General features: G+C 74.4%; 16 protein-coding genes. 11 read left to right on the forward strand and 5 right to left on the reverse strand.

The features are described 5' to 3' along the window. Positions 1–86: 86 nt before the first annotated feature. Both ABEA15_RS07965 and ABEA15_RS07970 read left to right on the forward strand, forming a co-directional pair. Entirely contained in the window at positions 87–1,277 is a 1,191-nt protein-coding gene (locus ABEA15_RS07965) for an ROK family transcriptional regulator (RefSeq protein ID WP_345556109.1), read from the forward strand. Between the two features lie 228 nt (positions 1,278–1,505). Then, positions 1,506–2,210, forward strand: a complete 705-nt coding sequence (locus ABEA15_RS07970) for a hypothetical protein (protein ID WP_345556110.1) — start codon at positions 1,506–1,508, stop codon at positions 2,208–2,210. A gap of 103 nt (positions 2,211–2,313) precedes the next feature. Here ABEA15_RS07970 and ABEA15_RS07975 read toward each other — a convergent pair whose 3' ends face one another. Then, positions 2,314–3,075, reverse strand: a complete 762-nt coding sequence (locus ABEA15_RS07975) for a metallophosphoesterase (protein ID WP_345556111.1) — start codon at positions 3,073–3,075, stop codon at positions 2,314–2,316. A gap of 132 nt (positions 3,076–3,207) precedes the next feature. After that, positions 3,208–6,579 carry a DNA polymerase III subunit alpha gene (locus tag ABEA15_RS07980; protein WP_345556112.1) on the reverse strand — a complete coding sequence of 1,124 codons (3,372 nt, stop codon included), beginning with the start codon at positions 6,577–6,579 and terminating at the stop codon, positions 3,208–3,210. 355 nt (positions 6,580–6,934) lie between these two features. Between ABEA15_RS07980 and ABEA15_RS07985 the strand changes: the two genes are divergently transcribed. Together ABEA15_RS07985 and ABEA15_RS07990 are read left to right on the forward strand one after the other, a co-directional pair. Beyond that, a complete protein-coding gene (locus tag ABEA15_RS07985; protein ID WP_345556113.1) occupies positions 6,935–7,516 on the forward strand; it encodes a DUF421 domain-containing protein in 582 nt (193 codons plus the stop codon). Between the two features lie 64 nt (positions 7,517–7,580). Then, positions 7,581–8,345, forward strand: coding sequence for a metal-dependent transcriptional regulator (locus ABEA15_RS07990; protein ID WP_344143052.1), 765 nt, complete (start codon positions 7,581–7,583; stop codon positions 8,343–8,345). 33 nt (positions 8,346–8,378) lie between these two features. On the opposite strand, the gene ABEA15_RS07995 is transcribed toward ABEA15_RS07990, so the two are convergent. Beyond that, positions 8,379–9,377: an aldo/keto reductase gene (locus ABEA15_RS07995; RefSeq protein ID WP_345556114.1), complete on the reverse strand. Its 999-nt coding sequence runs from the start codon at positions 9,375–9,377 to the stop codon at positions 8,379–8,381. A 258-nt stretch (positions 9,378–9,635) separates the two neighbouring features. Here ABEA15_RS07995 and ABEA15_RS08000 point away from each other — a divergent pair, with 258 nt between their 5' ends. Next, positions 9,636–9,971 carry a DUF2795 domain-containing protein gene (locus ABEA15_RS08000; RefSeq protein ID WP_344143055.1) on the forward strand — a complete coding sequence of 112 codons (336 nt, stop codon included), beginning with the start codon at positions 9,636–9,638 and terminating at the stop codon, positions 9,969–9,971. 69 nt (positions 9,972–10,040) lie between these two features. Here ABEA15_RS08000 and ABEA15_RS08005 read toward each other — a convergent pair whose 3' ends face one another. Beyond that, positions 10,041–10,646, reverse strand: a complete 606-nt coding sequence (locus ABEA15_RS08005; RefSeq protein WP_345556115.1) for a (2Fe-2S)-binding protein — start codon at positions 10,644–10,646, stop codon at positions 10,041–10,043. Positions 10,647–10,798: 152 nt separating this feature from the next. Next, positions 10,799–11,593, reverse strand: a complete 795-nt coding sequence (locus tag ABEA15_RS08010) for an MHYT domain-containing protein (RefSeq protein WP_345556116.1) — start codon at positions 11,591–11,593, stop codon at positions 10,799–10,801. 279 nt (positions 11,594–11,872) lie between these two features. Between ABEA15_RS08010 and ABEA15_RS08015 the strand changes: the two genes are divergently transcribed. The 6 genes from ABEA15_RS08015 to ABEA15_RS08040 all read left to right on the forward strand — a co-directional run bounded on the left by ABEA15_RS08015 (position 11,873) and on the right by ABEA15_RS08040 (position 19,408). Next, on the forward strand, positions 11,873–12,919 hold the full coding sequence (locus ABEA15_RS08015) for an iron-siderophore ABC transporter substrate-binding protein (RefSeq protein ID WP_345556117.1): 1,047 nt from the start codon (positions 11,873–11,875) through the stop codon (positions 12,917–12,919). Between the two features lie 170 nt (positions 12,920–13,089). Further along, entirely contained in the window at positions 13,090–14,031 is a 942-nt protein-coding gene (locus tag ABEA15_RS08020) for a metal ABC transporter substrate-binding protein (protein ID WP_425579371.1), read from the forward strand. A gap of 80 nt (positions 14,032–14,111) precedes the next feature. Continuing rightward, on the forward strand, positions 14,112–14,825 hold the full coding sequence (locus ABEA15_RS08025) for a metal ABC transporter ATP-binding protein (protein ID WP_345556235.1): 714 nt from the start codon (positions 14,112–14,114) through the stop codon (positions 14,823–14,825). A 44-nt stretch (positions 14,826–14,869) separates the two neighbouring features. After that, positions 14,870–15,685, forward strand: coding sequence for a metal ABC transporter permease (locus ABEA15_RS08030; protein ID WP_344143263.1), 816 nt, complete (start codon positions 14,870–14,872; stop codon positions 15,683–15,685). Between the two features lie 178 nt (positions 15,686–15,863). Further along, entirely contained in the window at positions 15,864–17,279 is a 1,416-nt protein-coding gene (locus ABEA15_RS08035; protein WP_345556118.1) for an MFS transporter, read from the forward strand. After that, the gene (locus tag ABEA15_RS08040) at positions 17,276–19,408 is read left to right on the forward strand and encodes a molybdopterin oxidoreductase family protein (protein WP_345556119.1); all 2,133 of its coding nucleotides are present in this window, start codon (positions 17,276–17,278) and stop codon (positions 19,406–19,408) included. The genes ABEA15_RS08035 and ABEA15_RS08040 overlap by 4 nt, the downstream gene beginning before the upstream one ends. Positions 19,409–19,538: the final 130 nt, after the last annotated feature.

Consider the following 19,538-nt stretch of genomic DNA (forward strand, 5'->3'; position numbering starts at 1 on the left):
TACTGGACAAGCTCACTTCTGAACATTGCTTTACAAAAGTGCACATGTTCACGTCGGTTGCGTGCGGAAGCATGGTTCAATTGGGCATGCCCCGCAGCAAGGCCGCATCCGCCGCCCCCGCCTCCAGCGGACGCGTGCTGGAGCTCATCCGCACCGGCGAAGCCGCCACCCGCACCGAGATCGGCCGACTGACCGGGCTGTCGCGGCCCGCTGTGGCGCTGCGCGTCACCGAGCTGCTGCGCCACGGCCTGGTCACCGAGGGCGCGACCGCACCCTCCAGCGGCGGCCGCCCGCCCGCCCGACTGGAGTTCAACGCGGCCGGCGGCGTGGTCCTCTCCGCCGTACTGGGCATCTCCCGCAGCCAGGCCGCGGTCTACGACCTGGGTGGCGGCCTGCTGGCCGTCGCCGGCGGCTCGCCCGAGGTCGAGCACGGCCCGCACATCGCCCTGCCCTGGCTGCTGGAGACCTGGCAGCGGCTGCTGGAGGAGTGCGGGCGCAGCGCCGCGGACGTGCGCGGCAGCGGCATCGGCGTGCCCGGCACCGTCGAGTTCGCCACCGGGCGCACCGAGACCCCGCCGGTGCTGGCCGGGTGGGGCGGCGTGGACATCGCGCCCCTGGTGGCCGAGCGGTTCGCCGCCCCCGTCGTGGTCGACAACGACGTCAACGCCATGGCGCTGGGCGAGCACCGCGCCGTGCACCCCGGCGTCGGAGACCTCCTGTTCGTCAAGGTCTCCACCGGCATCGGCGCGGGCGTCGTCGCCGGCGGCGCCCTGCTGCGCGGCTCGCTGGGCGCGGCCGGGGAGATCGGGCACATCCCCGTGCGCGACGGCGGCGGCACGCCCTGCCGCTGCGGCAACACCGACTGCCTGGAGGCGGTGGCGGCCGGACCGGCGCTGCTGGAGCGCATGGCCGAGCAGGGGCGCCCGGTCGCGGGCGTGGCCGAGCTCGCCGGCCTCGCCCAGGAGGGCGACCCCGACGCCGTGCGACTGGTGCGCCAGGCCGGCCGCAGGCTGGGCGAGGTGCTGGCGGGGGCGGTCAACCTGCTCAACCCCGAGGTGATCGTGCTGGGCGGGCTGTTGGGCCGGGCCCACGACCACCTGGTCGCCGGAGTGCGCGAGGTCGTCTTCAAGCGCTCCATCCCGCTGGCCACCCGCCAGCTGCGCGTGGTCGGCAACCGCAGCGGCGAGCAGGCGGGGCTGCGCGGCGCCGCGGCCGCGGTGCTGGAGAGCGTCCTGGCGCCCGAGGCCGTCAACGCCCGCATCGCCGCGCAGCGGTGAGCGCTCGGCGAGCGGATCCGAACCTCCGTTGCGCGGGTTCGGATCCGCTGGCTAGGCTGGGAGCGGCGGTGTTTCGTGCCCAACCTCCCTACCGGTGCTCACGCCACCGGCGTCGGCGGAGGCAAAGGGGACCTCGCGTTCTCGAAACAGCGCGTCGCATACCCGATCGGTCCGCGGCGGAGCCGGAGCGTGAGTCCGCTCGGCCGTTGCGTGGCCAAGGAGTATGCGATGACCGGCAACAAGTCGTTCAAGAGCCGGGTGCGCGCCCGCATGGAGAAGACCGGCGAGAGCTACACCGCCGCACGCCGCCACCTCGTCGGCGCGGCCGAGGACTCCGCCGCCCCCGATGCGACCGCCCCCGCCGGCCCCCGCCCCGAGGGCGTCAGCGCCCTGCTGCCGCCCGACGCCTCAGTGCGCGAGCGCACCGGACGCGGGATCGAGGAGTGGTTCGCCCTGCTCGACGAATGGGGCGCCCGGCAGCGCACCCACACCGAGATCGCCCGCCACCTCACCGCCGACCAGGGCGTGGACGGCTGGTGGGCGCAGTCGGTCACCGTGGCCTACGAGCAGAGCCGCGGTATGCGGGCCCCCGGCCAGCGCTCCGACGGCTCCTTCTCGGCCACCGCGAGCAAGACCGTCGCGGTCTCCGCCGATCGCCTCTTCGCCGCCTTCGCCGACTCCGGGGTGCGCGAGCGGTGGCTGCCCGGCGCCCCACTGCGGGTGCGCACCGCCACCCCGGCCAGGTCGTGGTGCGCCGACTGGTCGGGCGCCGGCGCCGGACGGCTGGTGGCGGCCTTCACCGCCAAGGGGCCGGACAAGGCGGCCGTCTCCCTCGAGCACGAGAAGCTGCCCGACGCGGAGGCGGCCGCGGCGATGCGCACCCACTGGCGCGAGCGCCTCCAAGCCCTCAAGCACCTGCTCGAAGACTCCTGACCCGGCAGGCGGCCCGGCCTGGCGGCAGCATCCGGGCCGCCCGCCTGCGCCGGTTGCCGAGCAGTGCGCGTGGGGTGCCGGCGTCGTGGTGCTTGCGGGGGGTTTAGCGGGCCTGGCGGGGTGCCGTGCGGTAGTGGGTGGTCATCCGGCCCGCGTTGTCGAGGACGTGGAAGGCCACCGCCGGGGGGTGGGTCTCGTAGGCGCTGCGGGCGTCCTCCCACGGCAGCGGCGACGTCCCGACCGTGCCGGGCGCGACCAGCAGCGGGCGCTGGGCGAACGCGGTGGCCGCCGGCGTGTGGGCGTGGCCGCACAGCAGGCCGGCCACCTGCGGGTGGCGCGACAGCAGCACCGCCAGCCGGTCGGGCCCCTGCATGGCGATCCCGTCGACGTAGGGCACGTGCAGGGGGACCGGAGGATGGTGGAACCCCAGCACCACCGGGGTGCCGCGCAGCCCGGTGAGGGTCTCCTCCAGCCACTCCAGCGTCTCCTCGGAGAGCAGGCCGCCGGCCTCGCCGGGCACCGTGGAGTCGCACAGCACGACGGCGCCGCCGCCGGTGCGGTGCACCGCGTTGACCGGGGCCTCGCCGGCGGCCTTCTCGCCCAGCACCACCCGGCGGAAGGCCGCCCGCCCCTCGCCGACGTCGTGGTTGCCGGGACAGCTCACCACCGAGAGCCGCCCCGACAGCAGCGCGCGGGCCTCCTCCAGTTCGCCGACCGCGCCGTGCTCGGTCAGGTCGCCGGTGACGACCAGGGCGTCCAGCGAGCCGGCGATCCCGTTGAGGTAGGCCATCACCTGCTCGACCCGCTCGCGGGAGCGGGCGCCGCCGTCGATGTGCAGGTCGCTGATATGGGCCAGGGTGATCAAGGTCCGTCCTTCGCGCGTATTCGGCCGTGGGGGCGGGCCGGCGCTGCGGCCCGGGACCGAACTCTAGCCGCGGAACGCGGCCGCTTCCTGCGCCGGAGGCGGTGTCGTCGGCACCGGCGCCGCTCCTCGCGCTCACCGGCCGGCGCTTCCCGGGCTGGCGTGCCAGAGCTTGCGCGGCGCCGCAGCGGCGCCCGCCGGCGCGATGTCGGCGTAGGTCGACAGCTCGTAGCCGTTGGCGTAGCGGATCCGCCGCCCGCCGACGCCGCTGACCGGCACGCTCTCGGGATCTTTTTCCAAGCGCTCGCGCAGCGCCGCAGCGGCGCCCTCGCCGCCCTCGTGCCAGATCCGCGCCAGCTCCTCCAGGTCGTAGGCGTGGGTGGCGTTGACCGTCGCCATGCCCGAGCCGACCCGGCGCACCCTGCCGCGCACCGCCAGCAGCCAGGACCCGAAGACGGTGGCGGCGCAGCGCTCCTGCACCGACTCGAAGAACGTCAGGTCCACCAGGCCGGTGGCGTCGTCCAGTGTGGTGAAGATGATGCGCTGGCCCGAGCGCACCGCCGGGGTCTGGGTGGCCACCTTCACCCCCAGCACCAGCACCTGCGAGCCGGCCGGGACCGCGGCCAGGTCGCGGGCGCGCACCGCGCCGCACAGCGCGCCCAGGGCGGCGGTCAGCTCCGCGTAGCAGTCCAGCAGGTGCCGGGAGGCGTCGTAGCCCAGCACCTCGAGCTCGGCCTGGACCGCGTCCACCGGCGTCATCGGCGGCAGCCCCCGGTCGCAGGGCTCCTCGGCGGCGGCCTCCAGGGCGATGGGCAGCTGACCGCCGCCCAGCGACCGGCGGGCGGCGCGGTCCAGCGCGCTCACCCGCAGCAGCAGGTCGCGCCGGCTCGGGCCGCCCGGGTGCGGGGAGCCCTCGTCGATGCCGTAGAGGGAGTCGAAGGCGCCCACCCGCACCAGCCCCTCCAGCACGCCGCGGGAGAGGCGGGCCCGGTTGGCGGCGTCGTTCAACGAGGCGTAGGGGCGCCCGGCCGCGAGCGCGTCGATCTCGGCGTCGGTGATGCCCTTGACGTCGGCCAGCGCGGCGCGGATGCCCGGCCCGCCCTGCGGCGCGGTCTCCACGCGCCACTCGCGCCCGGAGCGGTTGACGTCCACGCCCAGCACCGCGACGCCGAAGCGGCGGGCGTCGTCGAGGATGGCGCGGCGCGGGTACATGCCCGGGTCGTGGGTGAGGACCCCGGCGTAGAAGGCCGCCGGGTGGTGCCGCTTCAGCCACGCCGACTGGTAGGTGGGCAGCGCGAACGCCGCGGCGTGGGCCTTGCAGAACCCGAAGGCGCCGAAGGAGGAGAGAATCCGCCAGACCTCCTCGACCACCGGCCCGCTGTGGCCGCAGTCGCGGGCCATGGCCGTGAAGCGCAGGCGCACCTCCTCCTTGCCCTCGTCGGTGCCCAGCTGCCGGCGCATCGCCTCGGCCTGGTCCAGCCCGCAGCCGGTCATGGCGTGCAGCACGGCCGCGACCTGCTCGTGGAAGACGACCACCCCGCCGGTCGAGGCCAGTACCCGCGACAGCACCGGGCTGGGGGCCTCGGGGTCGCGCTCGCCGTCGCGCGCGGCGATGAAGGGGGTGATCATGTCGCTGTTGACCGGGCCGGGGCGGAACAGCGAGATGTCGGCGATGAGGTCGTCCATGCTGTCCGGGCGCAGCCGGCTGACCAGCTCGCGCTGGCCGGGCGACTCGATCTGGAAGCAGCCCAGGGTGGCCGAGGAGCGGATCATCGCATAGGTCGCGGGGTCGTCGTCGGGCAGCGAGTCGAGGTCGATGCGCTCGCCCCCGGTGCGCTCGACCTCCGACAGCGCGTGCGTCATGGCCGACTGCATGCGCACCCCGAGGACGTCGAGCTTGATCAGTCCCATCTCCTCGACGTCCTCCTTGTCGTACTGGACCATGTCGTAGCCGATCCGGCTGGGCTCCAGCGGCGCCCGGTCGCCCAGGGAGGCGTCGGAGACGACGATTCCGCAGGGGTGCAGGGCGATGTGGCGGGGCAGCCCGTCCAGGCGCTCGGCCAGCCTGAACAGCGTCTCCACCGGGTAGTCGGCCAGGCCGCCGGAGCGCAGTTCGGGCAGGTCGGCGCAGGCCGCCCGGATCTGGCGGGCGCGGATGTGCGGGAACGCCTTGGCCAGCACGTCGATCTCGTGCGGCGGGATGCCCATCACCGAGCCCACGTCGCGGATGGCGCTGCGTGCGCGGTAGGTCTCCATCATCGACACGCAGGCGGCGTCGGGGTAGGCGTCCAGGATCACCTGGTAGGCGTCCAGCCGGCGGGCCGACTCCACGTCCAGGTCGATGTCGGGCAGGCCGGTGCGGCTGTCGGTGAGGAAGCGCTCCATCAGCAGCCCGTGGGCCAGGGGGTCCACGGCCGAGATGCCGATGAGGCGGTTGACCAGGCTTCCGGCGCCCGAGCCGCGGATGGAGCAGCGGATGCCCTGCTCGCGGATGCGGTGGGCGATGTCGGCCACGGTCAGGAAGTAGGCGCAGAACCCCTTGCGTTCGATGACCGCCAGTTCGTGGGCGAGCCGGGAGCGGGCGCGCCGGTCGCCCTCCAGGCCCAGCCGGGCCATCCCTTCCCGGCAGGTCAGCCACAACCGCTCGCGGGCGGCGGGGATGTCGGGCAGGTGGTGGCGGTCCATGCCCAGGTCGGCGCCGGGGTCCAGGCGGCAGGAGGCGGCCAGGGCGCGGGTGTGGGCCAGCAGCCGCCGCACGGCGGTGCGGTCGGGGCCGCAGATCCGCTCGGCGACCTCGGTCATCTCGGCGGTGGTCTTCAGGTAGGCCTGGGACCCGCCGGACTCGGACGGCGCCCCGCCGCCCGGCAGCCAGCGCCGCGCCTCGTCCAGGACGCGGGCGACCTCGGCGCCGGAGCGGCGGGGATAGCGCACGGCGTTGCCCAGTACCGCCAGGGTGCGGGTCTCCTCGGCCAGGCGCAGCATCGCGGTCGCCCGGCGGTGCTGGGCGGGCCCGTAGTGGTCGACCAGCTCGACGGCGGTCTCGGCGGCCTCGCGCCAGGCCTCCAGGCACCGGCGGGCGCGCTCCATGCGGTGCTCGGCCGCCGCCAGGCCGACGTCGGACTCGGGTCCGGCGAGCACGACCAGCCCTTCGGCGTGCTCGCCCACCATCGCGTGGGAGACGGCGGGAACACCGCGCGCCCCGGCGGCGTGTGCGGCGCTGACCAGCCGGCACAGGGAGGCCCAGCCGCGCCGGCCGCGGGCCAGCACGACCACCCGCCCGCCCTCGGGCGCGGCCACGGCCAGGTCGGCACCCAGAACCGGGGCGATCCCGACCCGCTCGCAGGCGCGCACGTGCTTGACCGCGCCGTAGAGGCCGTCGCGGTCGGTCAGCGCGAGCATGTCCATGCCCAGTTCGGCCGCGCGCTCGACCAGCGCGTGCGGCGGCGCGGTGCCGTGGCGCATCGACGCCGAGGAGGCGGTGTGCAGGTGCGCGAAGGCGTCGGTCATCAGCGTCGGCCCTTCGGGCGCGCCGCGGTGGTGACGAGTACTGCGGCCATGGCTCCCCCCGTTGGCTCGGCCAAAGCGGGGCAGTCGGCGCCGCGCCCGGGGAAGAGGGCCGAAATCGAACTCGTGTACGAACACTAGCGCACGGATGATCATGGATAAAACCATGAGCAGGCAAATCACGGTCGCGGCCCGTGCCGAGGCCCTCCCGGATGCGGCGTGGCGGCGGGGGTTCCCATCCTCCGCGGCGCCACGATGGTGGCGCGCGGCACACCCGTCACCCGGGCGGCGAACCGGCGCCGCGCCCCGAACACGGGGCGCCGATCCCACCCCTTACCCGAGACGGAGACGCCCGGCCATGTGGAGCGGAATCTGGAGCGACCTGATGGTCATCGGCGTGCCGCCGGCGGAGAAGGTGATCCGCACGGTCGCGGTCTACGCGGCGCTGGCGGTGCTGCTGCGCGTCCTGGGCAAGCGCGACACCGCCCAGCTCAACACCATGGACCTGGCCGTGATGCTGCTGCTGGCCAATGTGGTGCAAAACGCCATCATCGGCCAGGACGACTCCCTGGTCGGCGGCGTGCTCGGCGCGGTCGTCCTGCTCGCCGTGGACGCCGTGGTGGTGCGTGCCGCAACGGCCCGCGCCTGGACCTGGCGGGCGCTCAACGGCACCCCCACGGTGCTGGCGCGCGACGGCCGCTACCTCGGCCCGGCCCTGCGGCGCCTGGCCGTGCGCCGCTCCGACGTGGACGTGCTGATCAAGAAGCAGGGGGCGCACAGCGTCGCCGACACCACGAGCGTCGTCCTCGAACCCGGCGGCGCCGTGCTGGTGGAGATGCGTCCCGACCGGCGCCCGGCCACGAGCGCCGACGCCGCCGCTCTGCACGAGCGGCTGCGGCGGATCGAGGAGCTCCTGGAGCACGGGCGCCCGCAGCCGTGAGCGGGTGCGCCGGCCCTCCGGCCGCGGACGCGCCCCCGGGGCCGGGCGCGATACCGTGGCGACCATGGAGAACGCATCCGAGCGGCCGTCCACCTCGGTCGAGGACTACGTCAAGGTCATCTACGACCTGCAGGAACGCGGTTCCGGCCCGGTGACGATCTCGGCGATGGCCGAGCGGCTCTCGGTGTCCAACTCCTCGGTTTCGGGCATGCTGCGCAAACTCGGCGAGCTGGGGCTGGTGTCGCACCGCCGCTACGGCAACGTGCGCCTCACCGAGACCGGCGACAAGGCGGCCCTGGCCGTCCTGCGCCGCCACCGGCTGCTGGAGACCTACCTGGTCGAGGCGCTGGGCTACTCCTGGGACGAGGTCCACGACGAGGCCGAGATCCTCGAGCACGTCGTCTCCGACCGGTTCGTCGACCGCATCGCCGCCTACCTGGGCGATCCCGCCGTCGACCCGCACGGCGACCCCATCCCCACCCGCGAGGGCAGCGTGCCCGAGCGCGAGACCCAGCTGCTGTCGGCCGCGGACGAGGGCACCACCGGCGTCATCGTGCGGGTCAACGACTCCGACCCCGACCTGCTGCGCCACCTCGCCGAGCAGGACATCGGCATCGGCATGCGCGTCGAGCTGGTGGAGCGCCGCCCCTTCGGCGGGCCGCTGATCGTGCGCACCGGCGCCCCCGGCGAGCAGCGCGAGCAGGCGCTGGGGCTGGTCGCCGCCGAAGCGGTGTGGGTCGCGCCCGCACACGACCACGACCGCTCCGGCGCAGGCTCCGGCTCCGGCGCGGGGGAGTCGGAGCAGGGCGGGCCCCGCCGGCGGCCCTGACGGGCCCCGCGCCGCGACCGCCGCACGCCGGCCTCAGGCGGGCAGGTGCGGCATCAGCGCCTCGGGGTAGCGCTCGCCCGCCGCGGCGCCGCGCGGCACCGCCTTCTCGATCTCCGCGGCCTCTTCGGCGGTCAGCCCGGACTCCAGCGCGCCCAAGGCCTCGGCGAGGCGCTCGCGCCGGCGCGCGCCCACCAGCGGCACGACGTCGTCGCCGCGCGCGGCGACCCAGGCGATGGCGGCCTGGGCGGGGGTCATGCCCTTGGCTGCGGCGACGGTGCGCAGCGCCTCGACCAGGTCCAGGTTGTGCTCAAGGTTCCCGTCGCGGAACCGCGGACTGCCGGCGCGGAAGTCGCCGGGCGCCAGGCCGCGCCCGCTGCTCCAGTGGCCCGAGAGCAGGCCGCGCGAGAGGACGCCGTAGGCGGTCACCCCGATGCCCAGCTCGCGGGCGGCGGGCAGGATCTCGTCCTCGACGCCGCGGGACAGCAGCGAGTACTCGATCTGCAGGTCGGTGATGGGGTGGACGGCCGCGGCGCGCCGCAGCGTCTGCGCGCCGACCTCCGAGAGCCCGATGTGGCGCACGTAGCCGGCCTCGACCATCTCGGCGATGGCACCCACCGTCTCCTCCACCGGCACCGCGGGGTCCAGGCGGGCGGGGCGGTAGACGTCGATGTGGTCGGTGCCCAGGCGGCGCAGCGAGTAGGCGAGGAAGCTGCGCACCGCCTCCGGCCGGCCGTCGTTGCCCGACCAGGCGCCGTCGGGGCCGCGCAGGGCGCCGAACTTCACGCTGATGACGGCGTTGCCGCGGTCGCGCTCCCGCAGCGCGTCGCGCAGCAGCATCTCGTTGTCACCCATGCCGTAGAAGTCGCCGGTGTCCAGCAGCGTGACACCGGCGTCCAGGGCGCTGTGCACGGTGGCCACCGCCTCGTCGCGGTCGGCCGGGCCGTAGAGGTCGGACATGCCCATCATCCCCAGGCCCAGGGCCGAGACCTGCGGTCCGGTGCTGCCGAGTCGGCGTGTCTGCATGGTCGCCATGAGGGTCCTAACGTTGATATCCAATATCCGTTAGCGATGTTAAGTTATCATTGGTATCACGGGACGGCCGCGGCGATCGCGCCGCGGCGTCGGGCAGGCCGCGGACAGCGTTCCCGCCGGTCGCTGAAGGTGCGCCGCGAATGGCGGCGGGGGCGGCAGGGTAGTCGGCGGGTGAACGCCCGGTGCCCTGGTCAGCCCGGCGCGCACCGCGCCGGCGGGTGGTGCACCGGGGCAGCGGCCGAGCGAAAGGAGCGCCCGATGGCGGTTCTGCACGACACCGAAGGGCTGAAGCGCATCCTCTCCGGTCTGGACTTTCCCGTGAGCAAGGACCGGATCGTGGAGTACGCCCAGGAGCAGGGCGCCGACCGGTACCTCCTCAGCGCCCTGCAGGCCATGCCGCCGGCGGACTTCAACGAGCCGAACGAGGTGATGCGCGCCGTGCCCCAGGACGAGCTCGGCGGGCAGAAGCGCGACGAGTCCGACCGCGCCCAGCAGCGCCGGCACCACACCAAGCCCGGCGTCTCCGAGCGCGCGCAGGAGACCGGGCCGGTCAACCCCATCGAGGAGGAGCTGGGGGAGAACCGCGGCTCCTGACGCCGCACCTCGAACCCGGCACATCGCGCGCCCCGCGGGCCGGGGGAGCGGCCGCCGGCGCGCGGCCGGTCAGCTCCTGCGGGCGCGCGCGGCGATCGGGCAGTCGCCGCAGACCGCGCCGCCGGCGGCCCGGTAGTACAGGCAGCACGTGGTGCGGGCGAACACCGCGGGTCCGGGCCCCGGCGCCGCGGGCGCGAAGCCGCCCAGCCCGCGCAGCGGCGGCCGCTCCAGCACACGGCGCGCCAGCGCGTAGGCGCCGGCGGCGTGCTCGGGCCGCGCCGCCGCCACCGTCGCCGCGGCTCCCGCCAGCGCCGAGGCCGCGTTGCCGTAGAGCAGGCGCGGCGCCAGCCCCGTGTGTGCGCGCACCGCGCAGGCGAGGGGAGTCAGCACGGCGCCGACGACGTGTTCGGCCACCAGGTCGGCGGCCGCCTCGGCGGGCGGGCGGTCTTCGGCCGCGGCGGCGCCGGCTCCCTCGCCGAGCGCGAGGCGCAGCCGCCCCTCGGCCACGTACCAGCGCAGCGCCGCGGCCGGGGCGATGACCCCGTGGCACAGCACCGCGGCCACCTGGGGCGAGAGCAGCCGCGAGGCCAGGCCCTGGTAGGCGAGGGAGGCCGCGGTGCGCTGCTCGACCGCTGCGATCGGGCGCCCGTTGGCCGCGGCCAGCCCGGCGCGCACGGCCGCGACCTCGCCCTCCAGCAGCCGCCCGCGCTCCCACAGCTCGGGCAGCGGGTGCCGCGCCCCCGCGGCCGCCGGGCCGGTCTCGACGGCGAAGAACGCGTTGACGGCGCCGGCGTCGGCCAGCGCCGCGCGCAGGGCGGGGTCGATGGTCAGTGCCTCCGGGTGAACACCGAGTCGCGGACCGGCGGTACCGGGCTGCGACGCGGCCGCCGAGCGTCGTCGTCCTCGGCGGGCGACAGCAGCAGTATCAGGGAGATGACCATCAGCAGCAAGCCCAGTCCCACGAACACCGGCAGGAAGAAGTCCATCATGGTGGCGCCGGCGGGTTCGGCGTCGAACGGGGTCTCGGGCAGCGTGGTGACCGCCATGCCGAACATCGCGGTGTAGTGCACGGCCGAGACCGCGGCCGCCATGGCCAGCGCGCCCAGCAGCGCGGCCGCCGGGCCGCGCAGCCGCAGCGCGAGCAGCAGCACCAGGGCGAAGGCGGCGGGGGCGACGACCGCGGCGGCGGCCGTGTAGAGCGGGTCGTGGTCCATATCGGCCTGCATCCGGATGGAGGCCATGCCCGTGTAGTGCATCGCCACCACGCCCAGGCCCAGGACGGCGCCGCCGCCCGCTGTCGCCGACCGGCCGGGGCGGGCGGTGGTCCACAGCAGCGCCGCGGACACGGCGGCGACGGCCAGCAGCCCGCTGAGGACGGTCAGCAGCACGTCGTAGCGCAGCGTGGTCGACTGCACGGAGAAGCCCATCATCGCGATGAAGTGCGTGGCCCACACCCCGGCGGCGCCGAGGGAGAACGAGGCGAGGACGAGCCATCCCGCGCGGACGCCGCCGGTGCTGGTCCGCGCCCGCGCCGCCGTCTGCAGGCCGATGAAGGAGCCGAGGAAGGAGACGGCGAAGGCGATGGCCGGCGTCGTCCACCCGTAGGCGAAGTGTTCGATCATGAGGGGTGTCCTGAGGGGGAGATTCATCCCGATTTAGGGGTGAATAAGGGCGGAGTAAAGCAACCCTAGTGGCGCGGTGCGGCGGTAACGGGGGCGCGCGGTGTCCGTATGCGGCCACGGGTCCGGCAGACCCTCCGCGCCGCCGCCGGTCGTCCGTGCCGGCGCATTCGGGGTGCGCTGCCGCGCCCCCGGGTGACAAACCCGGGCAAACGTGGTTTAGGGTAGCCTCACCTTGCCGCTTGTCGGCAGTTGTGCCCCTGACCTGAGAAAGGCCCACCCATGCCTTCGCTTACGAGGGCTCCGGCCCCCATTGCCCGAATCGCCCTGGTCGCGGCCGCGGCCCTGACCGCCGCCGGCTGCGGAGCCCCCTCCGGCTCCCAGAACGACTCCGGCGGCTCCGGGGGCGACTGGTCGCCGGTGACCATCGAGCACGCCCACGGCTCCACCACGATCGAGCAGAAGCCCGAGCGCATCGTCACCGTGGGCTGGTCGGACGAGGCCACGCTGCTGGAGCTGGGCATCGTCCCGGTGGGCATGAACGCCTCCACCTACGCCGGCGACGAGGAGGGCTACCTGCCCTGGGACCTCGAGAAGCTCGAGGAGATGGGCGCCGAGAAGCCCGAGCTGATCAACACCGACGACGGCATCTCCGCCGAGCAGGTCGCCAACCTCGCCCCCGACCTGGTGCTGGGTGTGCAATCGGGGATGACGGAGAAGGAGTACAAGCGGCTCTCCGAGGTCGCCCCCACCATCCCCTACCTCGACGATCCCTGGATGACCGGGTGGCAGGAGCAGACGGTCACCATCGGCAAGGCCGTCGGCAAGGAGGAGGAGGCCCGCACGATCGCGGACGAGACCGTCTCCTACATCGACGACCTGTCAGCGAAGCACCCGGAGTTCGAGGGCACGAGCTACGCCGTGGGCACGCTCATCCCCTCCACCGGCGAGTTCGGCTTCTACGTCGACAAGGACGCCCGCGTCGTCATCATGAACCAGCTCGGCCTCACGCCGGCCGCCTTCACCGACGACCTGTCCGTGGCCGACGGCGCGTTCTACGGGACGCTCAGCCAGGAGAACTCCGACAAGGTCGACGCCGACGTGCTCGTCATGTGGTTCAACAGCGCTCAGGAGCGCAAGAAGATGGAGGACAACCCCGTCTTCCAGAAGATCGACGCGGTCGAGGACGACGCCTACGTCGGCTACGTGGACCCGGCCAAGTCGATGGCGATCTCCACCCCCAACCCGCTGACCATCCCCTGGGTGATGGACGGCTTCGTCGAGGACCTCGGCAAGGCCGCCAAGGGCGAGGCCGGCGCCTCGGCCTGAGGCTTCGCCCCGCACGCCCGGCGGCCGCCGTCCGGGCCGGAGCCGGGCACCGCCACAGGCGCCCCCGCCGCGACCGCATCCGCCGATGCGGGTCCGCGGCGGGGGCGCCCGCTTCTCGCCGGTGCCGTTCGCACGGGTTTGAATGGGTGCGCCTATGGTATTAGTTAGGCGTGCCGAACATCCAAGGTCGCCCCACTTCAATCCGCTCGGCGGCCGCGGCCGCCGCGACGGCGGTGCTGGCGGGCACCACCGCCTGCACCCTCTCCGAGCCGGCCGCCGACGACGGCGGGCTCACCGTGGTGACCACCTTCACCGTGCTGGCCGACATGGTCCGCAACGTCGCCGGCGACCGGGTCGAGGTCGTCTCCATCACCCGCCCCGGCTCCGAGATCCACGCCTACGAGCCCACCCCCGACGACCTCGTCCGCGGCGCCGACGCCGACCTCGTCCTGCACAACGGCCTGGGGCTGGAAGGCTGGTTCGCCCAGTTCACCGAGCGCATCGACGCCCCCACCACCACCGCCTCCGAGGGCGTCGAGACGATCCCCATCACCGCCGGCGGCTACCGGGGCGAACCCAACCCCCACGCCTGGATGTCCCCGGACAACGCCCGGGTCTACGTCGACAACATCGCCGACGCCCTCAGCGGCCTCGACCCCGCCCACGCCGACGCCTACGCCGCCGACGCCGAGGACTACAAGCGCAGCATCGAGCGGATCGGCGAGGACCTCGCCGGCGACCTGTCCCGCGTCCCCGAGTCCCAGCGCGCCCTGGTCACCTGCGAGGGCGCCTTCTCCTACCTGGCACGCGACGCCGGCCTGAGCGAGCGCTACCTGTGGGCCGTCAACGCCGACACCCAGGCCACCCCGCGCCAGGTCGCCTCCGTCGTGGAGTTCGTCCGCGACAACGACGTCCCCACCGTCTTCTGCGAGACCACCGTCAACGCCGGCGCCCAGCGCCAGGTGGCCGAGGAGACCGGCGCCGAGCTCGGGCCCGCCCTCTACGTCGACTCCCTGTCGAAGCCCGACGGGCCCGTGCCCACCTACCTGGACCTGCTGCGCTACGACACCGAGGCCATCGCCTCCGGACTCACCCGCGAGGAGGACGCGTGAACGCAGTCGAGACCGAGACGGCCGGGGCGGCCCGACCGGCGCCCGAGGCGACCGCGCCGCCCGCCGTCCGCGCCGAAGGCGTGACCGTGCGCTACGGCGACGTCCTCGCCCTGGAGGACGTCAGCCTGAGCGTGGGCCAGGGCCGCATCTGCGGCCTGCTCGGCGCCAACGGCTCGGGCAAGTCCACCCTGTTCACCGCGATCATGGGCCTGACCGCGGCCGAGTCCGGCAGCGTATGCATCCTGGGGGCCGATCCCGCCGCCGCCCGCAAGCGCGGGCTGGTCGGCTACGTGCCCCAGTCCGAGCAGGTCGACTGGGCCTTCCCGGTGCGCGTCGCCGACGTGGTGATGATGGGCCGCTACGGCCGCATGGGTCCGGCCCGCCGGCCGCGCCGCGCCGACCGCGCCGCCGTCGAACAGGCCCTGGAGCGCACCGGGCTGTCCGACCTCGCCCACCGCCAGATCGGCGCCCTCTCCGGCGGGCAGCGCAAGCGCGCGTTCGTGGCCCGCGGCCTCGCCCAGGGCGCGCGCGTGTTCCTGCTCGACGAGCCCTTCGCCGGCGTCGACAAGCGCTCCGAGGCGACCATCACCGAGGTGCTGTCCGGCATGCGCGACGAGGGCCACACCCTGCTCGTGTCCACCCACGACCTGGCCGGGGTGCCCGGCCTGTGCGACGAGGCCGTACTGCTGCAGCGCCGCCTCGTCGCACACGGACCGCCCGCCGAGGTGCTCACGCCCCAGCGGCTGCTGGAGGCCTTCGGCATCGCGGCCCATCCGGAAGGCACTGCCGCGTGAGCACGCTCGTCGAGTTCTTCGCCGTGCCGCTGCAGTTCGACTTCATGCAGCGGGCGCTGCTGGTCAGCGTCGTGGCCGGTGTCGTCTGCGCCCTGCTGTCCTGCTGGATGACGCTGACGGGCTGGTCGCTGCTGGGCGACGCGGTCTCCCACGCGGTGCTGCCCGGAGTCGTGCTCTCCTACCTGCTGGGGCTGCCCTTCGCCGTGGGCGCGCTCGTCTTCGGCGCGGGCTCGGTCGCCCTGATCGGCGCGGTCAACCGCACCTCCCGCATCAAGGAGGACGCGGCGATCGGCATCGTGTTCACCGCCATGTTCGGAATCGGCGTGGTGCTGATCTCCCGCATCCCCTCCCAGACCGACCTGATGCACATCCTCTTCGGCAACGTCCTGGGCGTCTCCGACTCCGAGATCGCGCAGATCCTGGCCATGGCGGCGCTGACGCTCGCCGTGGTGCTGGTCAAGCACCGCGACCTCACCCTCTACGCGTTCGACCCCGTCCACGCCCACGCCATCGGCCTGAGCCCCCGCCGCCTGGAGGCGCTGCTGCTGGCGCTGCTGTCGGTGACCGTGGTCGTCGCGCTGCAGGCGGTGGGCATCATCCTGGTTGTGGCGATGGTCGTGATCCCCGGCGCGACCGCCTACCTGCTCACCGACCGGTTCGAGCGCATGCTCGCCATCGCGGCGGCGGTCTCGGCGACCGCCTCGGTCCTGGGCACCTACGTCAGCTTCCACGCCGACATCGCCACCGGCGGCGCCATCGTGGTGGCCCAGGCGTGCGGCTTCGCGCTGGCCTACCTGCTCGCGCCCAGACACGGCGTCATCGCCCGGCGGGTGCGCCGCAGCGCCGTCCGCACGGGCTGACCGGGCGCGCCCCGGCGCCGCGCGCCGCCGCGTCCTGCGGGCGATCTCACCGCGGCCCGCCGGCGGCGGTGAGCGCTCCGTTTCGCGAGTGTTACGGCAGGACACGCCCCGGCAACCCCGGCTGCATACCTTCGGTCGCGTCAGGCGAAGCCGTGCGTCGACCGAGGAAGGCCAGGCCGTGACCGCACAGAGCACGAGGACCCCGACCAGCGCCGGCGGGCGCTGGATCGCCCACTGGGACCCCGAGGACACCGCATTCTGGAACACGACCGGGCGGCGGGTGGCCAACCGCAACCTGTGGGCCTCCATCTTCGCCGAGCACATCGGGTTCTCGGTGTGGAGCCTGTGGTCGGTGCTGACCCTGTTCATGACCCCCGAGACCGGGTTCGACTACACACCGGCGCAGAAGTTCCTGCTGGTCTCGATCGTCTCCCTGGTCGGCGCGGTCCTGCGGGTGCCCTACACCCTGGCCGTGCTCCGGTTCGGCGGCCGCAACTGGACGCTGATCTCGGCGGGCGCGCTGCTGGTGCCCACCGCGCTGGCGGTGGTGCTCATCCAGCGGCCCGACACCCCCTTCTGGCTGTTCCTGGTGCTGGCGGCCACCGCCGGGCTGGGCGGCGGGAACTTCTCCTCGTCGATGGCCAACATCAACTCCTTCTTCCCCGAGCGCAGCAAGGGCTGGGCGCTGGGGCTCAACGCCGGCGGCGGCAACATCGGCGTGGCCACCGTCCAGCTCGCTGGCCTGGGCGTCATCGCCGCCTTCGGCGCCGCCCAGGGCCACCTGCTGGCCGCGCTCTACATCCCCCTGCTGCTCGTGGCCGCGGCGGTGGCCTGGACGCGCATGGACAACCTCACCGGCGCCCGCGCCGACGTCGGCGCCCAGATCGCCGCCACCAAGGACCGCCACTTCTGGATCATGTCCTTCCTCTACGTCGGCACCTTCGGCTCCTTCATCGGGTTCTCCTTCGCCTTCGGGCTGCTGCTGCAGAACCAGTTCGACCGCACTCCGCTGGAGGCGGCCGCGGTGACCTTCCTCGGCCCGCTGCTGGGTTCGCTGATCCGCCCGCTCGGCGGGCGGCTGGCCGACCGGTTCGGCGGCGCGCGGGTGACCCTGGTCGACTTCGCCGGGATGGCGGCGGGCACCGCCGTGATCGTGGTCGCCTCGCTGCAGGAGTCGCTGGCGCTGTTCACCGCCGGGTTCATCACGCTGTTCCTGCTCACCGGCATCGGCAACGGCTCGACCTACAAGATGATCCCGGCCGTCTACGCCGCCCGGGCCCAGAACCAGATCGCCGCGGGCGTGCCCGCGCAGCAGGCCCATGCGGAGAACAAGCGCATCTCCGGCGCGGTGCTGGGCCTGGTCGGTGCGGCCGGCGCGCTGGGCGGTGTGGGCATCAACCTGGCCTTCCGCCAGTCGTTTGCCAGCTTCGGCGACGCGATCCCCGCCTACGCGGCCTTCCTGGTCTTCTACCTGGTGTGCCTGGGGGTGGTCCACCGGGTCTACCTGCGCCGCCCGCGGGGCACCGCCGGCGTCCCGGCGGCTGCGGCCCCGGCCGAACACGAGCGGGCCGAGACCGGCGGGGCGCAGCGATGAGCACGGCCACGCACTGCCCCTACTGCGCGCTGCAGTGCGCGATGCACGTGGAGGCCGGCCCCGGCGGGGCCCCGGCCGCGCGCCCGGCACCGTTTCCCACCAACCGGGGCGGGCTGTGCCGCAAGGGCTGGACCTCGGCCGAGCTGCTGAACTCGCCCGAGCGCATCGTGCGGCCGCTGCTGCGCACCGACCGAAGCGGCGGCTTCGCCGCGACCGACTGGGACACCGCGCTGGAGCACGTGGCCGGCCGGCTGAAGGGGCTGAGCGCCGAGCACGGTGCGGACGCGGTGGCGGTCTTCGGCAGCGGCGGGCTGACCAACGAGAAGTCCTACCTGCTGGGCAAGTTCGCCCGCCTGGCGCTGGGCACCTCCCGGATCGACTACAACGGCCGGTTCTGCATGTCCTCGGCGGCCGCGGCGGGCGGCCGCGCCTTCGGCCTGGACCGCGGGCTGCCGTTCCCGCTGCCCGATGTGGCCTCGGCCGAGGTCGTGCTGCTGGCCGGGGCCAACCCGGCCGAGACCATGCCGCCGATGATGGGCCACCTCTCGGGGCCGCGGCTGATCGTGGTCGACCCGCGGCACTCGGCCACCGCCGAGCAGGCCCTGGCCGGCGGGGGGCTGCACCTGGCGCCGCGCCCGGGCACCGACCCGGCGCTGGCGCTGGGGCTGCTGCACGCCGCCCGCGCCCAGCACCTGCTGGACGAGGACTACATCGCCGCGCGCACCACCGGCTTCGACCAGGCGTGGAAGCACGCGGCGGCGTTCTGGCCCGAGCAGACCGAGCAGGTCACGGGCGTGCCCGCGCAGCGTGTGCGCGAGGCGGCGCGGCTCTTGGCCACCGCGCGGGGCGCCTACGTGCTGACCGGGCGCGGCAGCGAGCAGCACGCCAAGGGCACCGACACCGTCTCGGCCTGGATCAACCTGGCGCTGGCGCTGGGCCTGCCCGGCCGCGAGGGCTCCGGCTACGGCTGCATCACCGGCCAGGGCAACGGCCAGGGCGGGCGCGAGCACGGGCAGAAGGCCGACCAGCTGCCCGGCTACCGCAGGATCGACGACCCCGCCGCCCGCGCGCACGTGGCCGAAGTGTGGGGGGTCGATCCCGACGAGCTGCCCGGGCCGGGCCCGAGCGCCTTCGAGCTGCTGGACGCGCTGGGCACCGCCTCGGGGGCGCGGGCGATGCTGGTGCTGGGGTCCAATCCCGCGGTTTCGGCGCCCGACGCCGGGCGTGTCCGAAACCGGCTGTCGGCGTTGGATCTGCTGGTGGTCTGCGACTTCGTAATGTCCGAAACCGCGGCGATGGCCGATGTGGTTCTGCCGGTGGCCCAGTGGGCCGAGGAGCGGGGCACGATGACCAACCTGGAGGGCCGCGTGCTGCGGCGCCGGGCCGTACTCGCTCCGCCGCCCGGGGTGCGCACCGACCTGGAGGTCATCGCCGGGTTGGCCGTGCGGCTGGGCCAGCCGGCCGAGCGCTTTCCCACCGATGCCGACGCGGTCCTGGCCGAGCTGGGCCGCGCTTCGGCGGGGGGCGGCGCCGACTACGCGGGGGTGAGCCCCGAGCGGCTGGAGGCGGGCGAGGAGCTGTTCTGGCCGGTGGCCGACGCGGGGGCGAGCACGCCGCGGATGTTCTTGGACGGTTTCGCCCACCCTGACGGGCTGGCGCGGTTCGCGCCGGTGGGCCACCGGCCCGCGGCCGAGGAGCCCGACGCGGAGTTCCCGCTGATCGCGACCACGGGCCGGTTGATGGGCCATTACCAGTCGGGGGCCCAGACGCGGCGCATCGGCGAGTTGGCCGGTGCCGAGCCCGAGGCCTACGTGGAGGTGCACCCCGATACGGGAGTGCGCAGCGGGGTGGCCGAAGGGGACTGGGCGCGGGTGGTCTCGCGGCGGGGGGCGGCGCTGGCGCGGGTGCGCCTGCGGGCGGACGCGCGGCCCGACACGGTGTTCCTGCCGTTTCACTTCGGTGGGGAGGAGGCGGCCAACAACGTGACCAACCCGGCGCTGGATCCGGTGAGCCGGATGCCCGAGTTCAAGGTCAGCGCCATCAGGCTGGAGCGGGCCGACCCTCCGCAGGAGGCCGCCGCCCCACGTGCCGGAGCCGGGCAGCGCGGCCCGGCCCGGCCCGCCGGCTGAGACCCGCCGCGGCCCGCACCCGACCCCGCCGGCCCGCGAACCGGCGAGAGCGGGAGCGATGGCTCGGGTGCGGTGTCCCGGAACCGGGTCCACCCGCGACGTCCAGGTTCCACAGGTCGTGGCTCCCACA

It is taken from the genome of Streptomonospora halophila, from assembly GCF_039542725.1.
Classification (GTDB): domain Bacteria; phylum Actinomycetota; class Actinomycetes; order Streptosporangiales; family Streptosporangiaceae; genus Streptomonospora; species Streptomonospora halophila.